Annotated in this window: 1 protein-coding gene; it reads left to right on the forward strand. The window is 67.3% G+C overall.

The window, feature by feature from the left end:
- Positions 1-11,205 (forward strand): non-ribosomal peptide synthetase, encoded by an 11,205-nt coding sequence (locus tag HEP75_RS07150; protein WP_185825942.1) that lies wholly within the window; start codon positions 1-3, stop codon positions 11,203-11,205.
- Positions 11,206-11,237: the final 32 nt, after the last annotated feature.

Here is an 11,237-nt window from a genome sequence, read left to right on the forward strand (position 1 = left end):
ATGACGATCCTGACTGTCGTCCAGGCCTTGAACGAGCTCGGCATCTTCCCGTACGTGGAGGACGGCAAGCTCAAGACGCGCTCCGATGCGCCCATTTCCGACTCGGGAGCCATCGCCCTGATCCGTGCCCATCGCGAGGAGCTGATCGAATTCCTTGCCGGAGCGGCGGAAGGGATCAGGCAGACGACGCCGATCCTGCCGATCTCCAATCGTGCATCGCCTGCACCGCTTTCCTTCGCGCAGCAGCGGCTGTGGTTCATCCACCAGCTCGAGGGCGGCAGTTCCCAATACAACATCAATATCAACCTGGTGCTGCGTGGTGCGCTGGACATGGATGCGCTGCGTCGCACGATCGACACGATCGTCGCCAGGCACGAGACCCTGCGTACCCGCTTCATCCAGGATACCGGGGGCGATGTTGTGCAGTTGCCTGCCGCCGCAGGGCCGGTGCCGGTCACCTTGATCGAACTGGGCGCGCTGCCCGAGCAGGCGCGTTGGGAGGCGGTGGCCGAGCAAAGCCGCGCCGAGTCGGCGCGCAGTTTCGACCTGGGCGAGCCTCCGCTGTTGCGGGCGACGGTACTGCGTGTGCGCGCGGACGAACATGTGGTGCTGTTCGTGACCCACCACATCGCCTCCGACGGCTGGTCGAAGGACGTGCTGGTCGAGGAGTTTTGCCAGCTGTACGCCGCGTTCCATGCCGGTAGCGAGAATCCGCTGCCGGAGTTGCCGGTCCAGTACCGGGACTATGCCGCATGGCAGCGCCATGAACTGTCCGGAAAGGCACTGGAGACGCAACTGTCGTGGTGGACGGCGCGGCTGGCAGGCCTGCCCCCGGTCCATGCGTTGCCGCTGTCGTGGCCACGGCCTGCGCAGCAGCGTTTCCACGGCGGCATGCTGCGCGTGGATGTCCCTGCTGCCACCGCGCGCAAGGCGCGCGCCTGGTGCGCCACCAAGGGCATGACGCCGTTCGTGCTGATGCACGCCACGTTCGCGCTGTTGCTGGCGCGGCTGGGCGGGGAGGACGACGTCGCCGTGGGTACGCCGGTGTCCGGGCGCGTGCATCCGGATCTGGAGCATCTGGTCGGCTTCTTCATCAACACCCTGGTGCTGAGGACGCGCCTCGATCCGGCGCAAGGATTCGGCAATTACGTGGATGCCAGCAAGCGCGAGGTTCTCGAGGCCTTCAACCACCAGACCCTTCCATTCGAGCTGTTGGTCGACGCGATCAATCCCGAGCGCAGCCTGAGCTACAGCCCGTTGTTCCAGTTGTTGTTCTCCTACCATAGCGGCACGGCACGCGAGATCGTCCTGCCGGGGCTGGAAGTCGACTCGCTGGACCAGGCCGGCAACACCAACCAGTTCGATATGGAATTCAACATCGCCGACGACGGCGACGGCATGCAGCTGGGCATTTCCTACAACCGAACGCTGTTCGAGACAGGCATGATCGCGCAGCTCGCGTCGAGCTTCTGCGTTCTGCTCGATGCAGCGCTGGACATGCCCGACTGCCCTGTAGCGGACCTGCCGCTCCTGGATGAGGTCGAGCGCTCGCGCATGCTCGATCGGAACCGCACCGATGTGGCACTCGCGCATGGCGGATGCATGCATGAGCGACTGTCCGCGATCGCCGCCGCCCACGCGGATCGGCCAGCAGTCGTCGCCGCCGAGGGGGAGCTTGACTTCCAGGCGCTGGATCGCGCCGGCAACCGCCTCGCGCACTATCTGGTCGAGCGGGGCGTACGGCCCGGCGACCGTGTCGGCATCTGCCTGCGGCGTTCGCTGGACCTGCCGGTGGCGCTGCTCGCGGTTCTCAAGGCCGGCGGTGCCTACGTGCCGATTGCGCCGGATACGCCGCAGAACCGTCTCTCGCACATGATCGAGGACGCTGGCATCCGTCTGGTACTCACCCACTCCGAGCTGTGGGATGCGCTCTCCTTCGGCGACAGCGACGCCATTCCGATGGATGTCGTCGGGCCGGTACTGGACACGCAGTCCGGGCACGCGCCTGCGCTGGCGGTCGATGCCGATGCCGTCGCCTACGTCCTGTACACGTCAGGTTCGACCGGCCAGCCCAAGGGCGTGGCGGTGCCGCACCGTGCGCTGACGAATTACCTGGACTACGCCGCACGCCACTATCTCGGCGGCGGCGTCGCTGCCGGCGTGGTCGCGACACCGTTCGCGTTCGACGCCACGGTGACGACCTTGATCGCACCGTGGTGCGCCGGCTTGCCGGTTTGTCTGCTCGACGACGAGAATGAAACCGCGCTGGAGCAATTGCTGGAGTACGCGGCACGCCCGCAACCGCTGCTGTTCAAGCTGACACCAGCGCACCTGGATGCGCTGGCGCATCTGTCGCCAGGGCCGGTCGCGGATACGGCGCACCTGCTGGTGGTCGGTGGCGAACAGCTGGTGGCGCGCGTGCTCGAGCGTTTCCGCGCGCGCGTGCTGCCGAACGCCATCGTGGTGAACGAATACGGTCCGACCGAGGCCACGGTCGGCTGTAGCACCTTCGTCTCGCGCCCGCACGACGACCTGTCCGGCGCCGAAGCCGTCCCGATCGGCTGCCCGATCCAGAACACCAGGCTCTACGTGCTCGACGCGCATGCGCAGCCGGTGCCGGACGGCGTGACGGGCGAGCTGTACATCGGTGGCACGGGCGTGGCCCTCGGCTACCTGAATCAGGAGGCATTGACCCGGGCGAGCTTCCTGGCCGATCCATTCGCCGGCCAGGGCCGCATGTACCGCACCGGCGACCTGGTGCGCTGGCGCCGCGATGGAGAGCTGGAATTCGTCGGCCGTGCCGATGGCCAGGTCAAGCTCAACGGCTTCCGCATTGAGCCGGGCGAGATCGAAGCGGCCCTGCTGGCGCAGGCCGCGGTGGACAATGCGTGCGCCGTGGTGCATGCCGACAGCGCGGGCAGCAAGCGGTTGGTAGCCTATGTGGTGCCCTGCGGGAAACCGCCTGGCGCCGAGCACGACGAGAGCGAACTCGAGCGCTGGCGCTACCAGCGCGTGCGCGAACTGCGCGAGGCGATGCGCCGCAGCCTGCCGGAATACATGCTGCCTGCCGCGTATGTGCTGCTGGAGGCGCTGCCGCTGACGGCGAACGGCAAAGTCGACCGAGCGGCGTTGCCTGCGCCGGCGAGCGACGATTTCGACAAAGAGACCTTCACCGCAGCGAGTACCGCGACCGAAGCGGCGCTGCTGGATATCTGGCGCCACGTGCTGAGACTGGAGATGATCGGCATCGACGATCACTTCTTCCGTATCGGAGGGCACTCGCTGCTGGCCACGCGTGTGGTCGGGGAAATCGCCGAACGCCTGCGCCGGCGCGTGCAGGTACGCAGCATGTTCGAATATCCCACAGTGCGCGGGCTGGCTGCCCATATCGACGCGCAGGCGGATGTGGACTATCGTCCGATCGAGCCGGTTGCGCACGACGGCGTCCTTCCGCTCTCCTACGGACAACAGCGGCTCTGGTTCATCGACCAGTTCAGCGGCGGCAGTCGCCAGTATCACATCTCCTCGGCGCTGCGCCTGAAGGGGCCGCTCGACCGCAATGCCTTGCAAGGCGCACTGGACGCGATCGTCGCGCGCCATGAGGTATTGCGTAGCCGCTTCGTGTCGGCATCCGGGACGGCGTCGCAGATCGTCGACCCTCCGGCACCGGTGCGGATGCATGCGCTCGATCTCGCGGCCGCGCCGCAGGACCGACGCGAGGCACGGATGGCGGCCATGATCGCCGAAGGCGCCGCAGCGCCGTTCGACCTGTCCGCCGATCCGATGCTGCGGATGATGCTGGTACGGATGGCGGAGGACGAGCACGTGCTGGGCCTGACCATGCACCACATCGCCTCCGACGGCTGGTCGACCGGCGTTCTGATCCGCGAGTTCACCCAACTGTACGCGGCATTCGCCCGCGGAGAGCGGCCAGCCTTGCCGCCACTGGCGATCCAGTACGGCGACTTCGTGCATTGGCAGCGGCGTGCGCTATCGCGCGAGGCGCTGCGGACGCATCTGGAATACTGGAAGCAGCAGCTTGCCGATTTGCCGCGTCTCCATCGCCTGCCGCTCGATCGTGCGCGCCCACCGCTCCAGGACTACGCCGGCGCCGCGGTGGAGCGTTGCATCGATGTCGAGCTGTCGCGGGCGCTGCGCGACCTGTCCATCCAGCACAGCGTGAGCATGTTCATGCTGCTGCGTGCCGCGTTTGCGTTGCTGATCTCGCGCTGGAGCGGCGAGGAAGATGTCGCGATCGCCTCGCCATCGGCCGGCCGTACCCGCCGCGAACTGGAACCGTTGGTCGGATTCTTCATCAACAGCCTGATATTGCGCACCGACCTGTCGGGGAACGAAGGATTCGGCGCACTTCTCAGGCAGGTCCGGCGCTCTACGCTCGATGCGTTCGCGCACCAGGTCGTGCCGTTCGACATGTTGGTCGACGAACTCAAGCCTGAGCGCAGCCTCAACCACGCGCCGCTGGCCCAGATCAGCTTCACTCTGCACAACTTGGAAGATGCCGTGCTGCAGTTGCCGGACCTGGAAATCTCGCGCGTGGACGACGGCGCTCCCGTCGCCCGCTACGACATCGAATTGCACGTCTTCGAGATCGACGGCGAACTGCACACGCGCTGGGTCTATGCCACGAGCCTGTTCGATGCATCCACCATCGAGCGCCTGGCCGATAGCTTCACGGTGCTGCTTCGTGCGGTCGCCGGCGACCCGGACCAACCGACCATGACACTGCCGCTGCTGCCAGCGCACGACGCGGTGGCGCTCGCGCACTGGTCGCGGCCACGGGCCGAGGCGCTGCCGCAGGCGTGCGCGCAGCACCTGTTCGAGGCCCACGCCGAACGAGCCCCGCAGGCGTTGGCGGTAGCGTTCGAACGGCAGCGCGTGCGCTACGGGGAACTGAACGTGGTGGCCAATCAGGTGGCGCACTGGCTGCGTGCGCAGGGCGTGGTGCGCGGCGATCGCATCGGCCTGTGCGTGGAGCGCTCGCCGGAGATGTTGGTGGGATTGCTCGGCATCCTCAAGGCGGGCGCGGCCTATGTGCCGATGGACCCGACGCATCCGCAGGAAAGGCTGGAAGCGATGCTGGACGCGGCCAAGGTCGAATTGGTATTGACCCAACAGAGCGTGCTGGAGACCTTGCCGATGCTGGGCGAACGCACGGTGTTGCCGTTGGATGCGGACCTGCGCGAGCTGCTGCTTTCGGCATTTTCCGGCGACAACCCGGAGGCGAGCGAGGTCGGCGCCGGCCCGGACGATGCGGCTTACGCGATCTTCACCTCAGGCTCCACCGGGGTGCCCAAGGGGGTGCTCAACACGCATCGCGGAATGGTGAACCTCGCCACATACCAGCGGCGCGAGTTCGGCCTGGACGCAGACAGTCGCGTGATGACGTTCGCCTCCATCGGTTTCGACGGCGCGGTGTTCGAATGGCTGATGGCCCTGGCCAGCGGCGCCAGCCTGCACATCTGCCTTGAGGAAGACCGCAAGTCGCCCGAGCGCCTGGCCCAGTTCCTCGTCGCCGAGCGCATCACCCATGGCTGGATACCGCCCGCACTGCTGGCACAGGTCCCGCTGGACCGCGACTACGCGTTGCGCGTACTCATCGTCGCCGGCGAAGCCTGCGAGGAACGCCTGGCGTGGCGGTGGGCGGAGCGCTGCCGTGTGGTGAATTCCTATGGCCCCTCGGAAGCCACGGTGGCCGCCACCCACGCCGATATCGTCCCGGGACGGCCGATCGTGCTCGGTCGCGCGCTTCCGAACGTGGAGTTGCGCGTGGTCAATGGGGCAGGCCAGCCACAACCGGTCGGTGTCGCCGGGGAGCTGATGCTCGGCGGCGCGGGGCTGGCGATCGGCTATCTCGGCCTGCCCGAATTGACCGCCGAGCGCTTTCTGGCGCATCCGGATGGCGACGGCCGCCTGTACCGCACCGGCGACTTGGCGCGGTGGAACGAGCGCGGCGAGTTGCAATTCCTTGGCCGGGTCGACGACCAGGTCAAGATCCGCGGCTTTCGCATCGAGCTCGGCGAGGTCCAGACCCATTTGCTCGCGCACGCCTTGGTGCGCGAGGCCGTGGCGGTCGTGCGGGAAGACACTGGCGATCCGCGCTTGGCAGCTTACGTGGTCTGGGCCGACGGTGCCGACAGCGACGAAGAGGCGCTGCTGGCAAGGGTGCTGCGCGAGCATATGAAGGGTCGCGTGCCGGACTACATGGTGCCGGCGGCCTTCGTGGTGCTGCCCACGATTCCGTTGACCCGCAACGGCAAAGTCGACAGGCGCCGGCTGCCTAGGCCCAACTACGAAGCACAGCAGGTTTATGTGGCGCCCAGCGGCGACGTCGAGATCCGATTGGCCCAGATCTGGCAGCAGGTGCTGCGTGTCGAAAAGATCGGGGCGAACGACAACTTCTTCGAGATCGGAGGCGATTCGATCCTGTCGATCCAGGTCGTGTCCCGTGCCAACCAGGCCGGAATCGCGGTCACCACCAAGCAGCTTTTCGAGGCGCAGACCGTCGCCGAACTGGCGAAGTTGGCGGCGACCGCGCCCGCGCCGCAGGTGAGCGCACCGCAGGAGCCGGTGCGGGGCGCGCTGCCGCTGTTGCCCATCCATCACCTATTCCTGGGTGCCGAGTCGCGCGATCTCCATCACTACAATCAGGCGGTGCTGCTGATGACGCCGCAGGACTTCGCCGACGACGCGCTCGCGGCCGTGGTCGAGGCACTGTACCTGCGTCACGACGCGCTGCGCCTGCGCTTCGGCGACGAAACCGGCCAGTGGTTGGCCACGCATGCGCCGCTAGATGCGGCGATGGTCGCCGACAGCTGCATCGTCGAGGCCCTGCCCGAGGCAGGCGCCGATTTCGACGACCACTTGGCAGCGCGTTGCACGCATTGGCAACGCGCCTTCGACCTCGGCGCCGGTCCATTGCTGCGTGCGGTGTATTTCCGAGCGCATGATGCGCGGCCCGGTCGCCTGCTCCTGGTCGTGCACCATATCGTCGTCGATGGCGTGTCCTGGCGAATCCTGCTTTCCGATCTGGACCGCGCCTACGGGCAGCGCCGCGCCGGGCAGTCCATCGAGCTCGACGCCAAGACGTCGTCGTTCAAGCAATGGGGCGAGGCAATGTCGCACTACGCGACATCGCAGGCCCTGGATGCCGAGCGCGGCTTCTGGCTGCGCCAGGCCGCGCTCGTGGTGCCGCCGTTGCCCGTGGACCGCCGCATCGACGGCTTCGGCGAAATCGCGAGCACGCGCACGCTCGCCGTCGGCCTCGACGAGGCGCAGACGCAGGCGCTGCTGCACCGCTGCAACGCGGCCTACCGCACCCGGATCAACGAACTGCTGCTGGCCGGGGTCTATCTCGGCATGCGTGCCTGGACCGGCGAAACCGCGCTGCGCATCCGCCTGGAAGGTCACGGCCGCGAACCCTTGTTCGACCATCTCAACACCAGCTCGACCGTGGGCTGGTTCACCAGCGTGTACCCGCTGACGCTGAGCGTGCCGCACGACGACACCGGCGCGACGATCAAGGCGGTCAAGGAGCAGTGCCGCAGGATTTCTAACAATGGCATCGGTTACGGCGCGCTGCGCCATCTCGCCCGCGACGCCGAGTTGCTTGCCTGCGACGTCACCGAGCCGGAACTGGAATTCAACTACCTCGGCCAGTTCGACCATGTGCTGAACCAGGACACCCTGTTCCAGCCGGCCGCCGAAGGCGTGGGCGAGAAGATCTCCGGCCGCCGCCGCCGCATGCACCAGATCGGACTGTCCGGCAAGGTGTTCGGCGGATGCCTGAACTTCGTGCTCGACTACAGCGACGCGCAGTACGACGTGGCGACGATGCAGCGGTTGGCGACCCTGATCGGTGATGGCTGGAAACGCGTGATCACGCATTGCGTTCAGCGCGAAACCGCGGGCTTCACGCCGTCCGACTTCCCGCTGGCCAGCATCGGCCAGGATCGGCTGGATGGGTGGTGCGCGCGCTATCCATTGCTAGCGCGGCTGTATCCGGCCACGCCGATGCAGGTCGGCCTGCACTTTGAGAGCCAGATCGATCCGTCGACCTATGTCGTGCAGACGGCGTTGACCTTCCGTGGCACGCTCGATCGCCACGCGTTCCGCCGCGCCTGGCAAGGCGTGGTGCAACGGCACGACATCCTGCGAACCGCCTTCCTCGACGACGGGGAGGAGGCGCTGCACCAACTGGTGTCCGCGCAGGCCGAGCTGCCGTGGCACGAAGAGGACTGGCGCTCGCTTGTGCCGCACGAGCAGGAAACCCGCCTGGAGGCATACCGCCTGCGCGACCGTGAGCGGGGCTTCGACTTCGCGAGCGCGCCGCTGATGCGCATTGCCGTATTCCAGTTGGCCGACGACTGCAGTCAGGTGCTGTGGACGACCCATCACATCATCGTCGATGGATGGAGCAGCCCGCTGATCCAGCGCGACGTGATCGCCCTGTACCAGGCCGCCGTCGAGGGCCGTGCAGCCGCGCTGCCCGAGCCGGAGCCGTATGAGCGCTATATCGCCTGGCTGCAGCGGCAGGACGTCGCGGCCGCGCGCGCGCGATGGCGCGAACTGCTCGGCGAAGTCGAGGGATGCACGCCATTGGCCGCGTTGCGTCAGGATCCCGACGGCGACGCTGTCCCGCGCGAGTTCATGCTCGAACTCGGCCAGGCCGAGACCGCCGCGCTGCATCGCCTGGCGCAGGCATGCAGAGTCACGCCGAACACGGTCGTGCAGTGGGCCTGGGCCTATCTGCTGCATCGTTACAGCGGGGCGTCGCAAGTGGTGTTCGGCGCCACCATTTCCGGCCGTCGGCCGGAGGTGGACGGCATCGAGGACATGGTTGGCCTGTTCATCAACACCGTGCCGGTGCCGGTGGCATTTGCGCCGGATCTGGCCCTGGCCGACGCGTTGAACGCATTGCAGCGCGATTTCCAGGCGTGCAGCGATCACGGCTACCTGCCGCTGGCGGATATCCAGCGCCTGTCGGGATTACCGGCGGGCGTGGCCTTGTTCGACAGCCTGTTGGTGTTCGAGAACCTCGCGATCGATGCCGGCGCCGAAGCCGAGGCGATGGGGGCGGCGCTGCAGCTGGAGTTCGCCGCAAGCCAACGCCGCACGCAGTACGCGATGACCCTGATCGTCACGCTGGACGAGCGCCTGCGCGTGCGGATGGGCTATCGCGCCGATCAGCTCGACGATGCCGTCGTCGCGCGCATGGCGCAGCATTTTGCGGCGGTGCTGGCCGCGCTGCCGGCGCTGGCGGAGGATCGTGCGGCGGCGCCGGTGCTGCTGGATGCACAGGAGCAACGTCGCCTGGCGGCTTGGCAGGCGCCCGTGCGCGCCTATGCGCAGGAGGCAACCATCCACGGCCTGTTCGAAGCCTGCGTCGACCGCCATCCCGACGCCGTCGCCCTGGTTCATGGCGAGCAGCGCATGCGCTACGGAGAGCTGGAGCATCACGCGAACCGTCTGGCACAGCATTTGCTGTCGCGTGGGATCGGACGCGACCAGGCGGTGGCCCTGCTGGTCGAGCGCAGCCCCTGCTACGTGATCGGCTTGCTCGGCATCCTGAAGGCAGGGGCCGCCTATCTGCCGATCGATGCCGAAGCGCCGGCCGAGCGCATCGCGGCGATGCTGCGCGTCAGCGACGTGCGGTGTGTGCTGGCGATGCGAACACTGGCGGACAAGGTCGCGCACCGCGGCATCGACGTGGTGTTGCTGGACGATGCGCCTGCGCTTGCTGCGCAGTCCGAGGCGCGCCCGGACGTCGCCGCGCGCATCGACGATCTGGCCTTCGTCATGCACACCTCCGGGTCCACCGGGGTGCCGAAAGGCGTGCAGTTGAGCCATCGCACCATCGTCAACCTGATGACGTCGCTGGCAGCGCGCCATCCGATGCTGGCCGAACCGGCGCCGAGCCTGCAGTTCGCCGCGATCGGCTTCGACATGTCGCTTTACGAGGTCGCCGGGGCGCTGTTCAACGGCGGCCCGCTGGTGCTGCTGGAAGAGGACGACCGCCTCGACACGCGTCGCCTGCTGGAGGTGATGCGTCGCGAACGCATCGCGCGCGCCTACCTGCCGACCGCGATGATCGACCATTTCGCGCAGACTGCGCTCGACAGCGGGATCGAGTTGCCCGATCTGAAGTGCCTGCAAGCGGCCGGCGAGCAGTTGGTGGTGTCGAACGCGCTGCGCACCTGGGCTGCGCGCAGCGGTTGCATGCTGCTCAATCTGTACGGCCCCACCGAGAGCCACGTCGTCAGCGAGCACGCGCTCGACGGCGATCCCGCTGCCTGGCCGGCGTTGCCGCCCATCGGCGCGCCAATCGACAATGTGGTCCTGCATATCCTGGATGCGGCATCGCAGCCGGCGCCGATCGGTGTCGTCGGCGAACTCTACATCGGCGGCGATGGCCTGGCGCGCGGCTACGCCGGACGCGCCGACCTGACCGACGAGCGCTTCATCACCGTGCAGTTCGGCCAGGGTTGCGCTCAACGCCTGTACCGCACCGGCGACCTGGCGCGCTGGCGCACCGACGGCCGGATCGAGTATCTCGGCCGTGCCGATCGCCAGGTCAAGGTGCGCGGGTTCCGCATCGAGCCTGGCGAAATCGAGGCGCGCCTGTGCGACCACGCCGCTGTATCCAAGGCGTTGGTGACCACGGCCGGCGAGGGCGCCGATCGCCAGTTGCTGGCCTACGTCGCCGCGGGCGCGGCGGACGAGACGGTGCTGGTGCCCGAATTGCGTGCGCTGCTGCAACGCCATCTTCCGCATTTCATGCTGCCTTCGGCGTTCGTGGTGCTGCCCGTACTGCCATTGACGGCCAATGGCAAGGTGGACCGGCGTGCGTTGCCTTTGCCCAAGCGGATCGGTGCCCTGGCCCGCGTCGAACCCGCGACCGCCACCGAGCGCCGGCTCGCTGCGATCTGGGAGCAATTGCTGGGACAACAATCGATCGGCGCGACGGAGCGCTTCTTCGATCTGGGCGGCCACTCGCTGTTGGCGATGCGAATGCTGTCGAAGGTCGCCTCAGAGTTCGGCTGCACCCTGAAGATCAAGGATGTATTCGCTTACCAGACGGTAGCGCTGCTGGCGCAGCTGATCGATGCCCTGACCGCAGGGCTTGCCGACGCGAATGCAAACGCCCCTGAGCGTGACGACGAAACGCTCGAAGAAACGGAGTGGTGACACGGATGGGTATCGCTGAACTGTTGCATCTC

The organism is Xanthomonas sp. SI, from assembly GCF_014236855.1.
In the GTDB taxonomy this organism is placed as follows: domain Bacteria; phylum Pseudomonadota; class Gammaproteobacteria; order Xanthomonadales; family Xanthomonadaceae; genus Xanthomonas_A.

Coding starts and splice junctions, on each gene's coding strand:
- HEP75_RS07150 (WP_185825942.1), top strand. CDS start 1: ATGACGATCCTGACTGTCGTCCAGGCCTTGAACGAGCTCGGCATCTTC.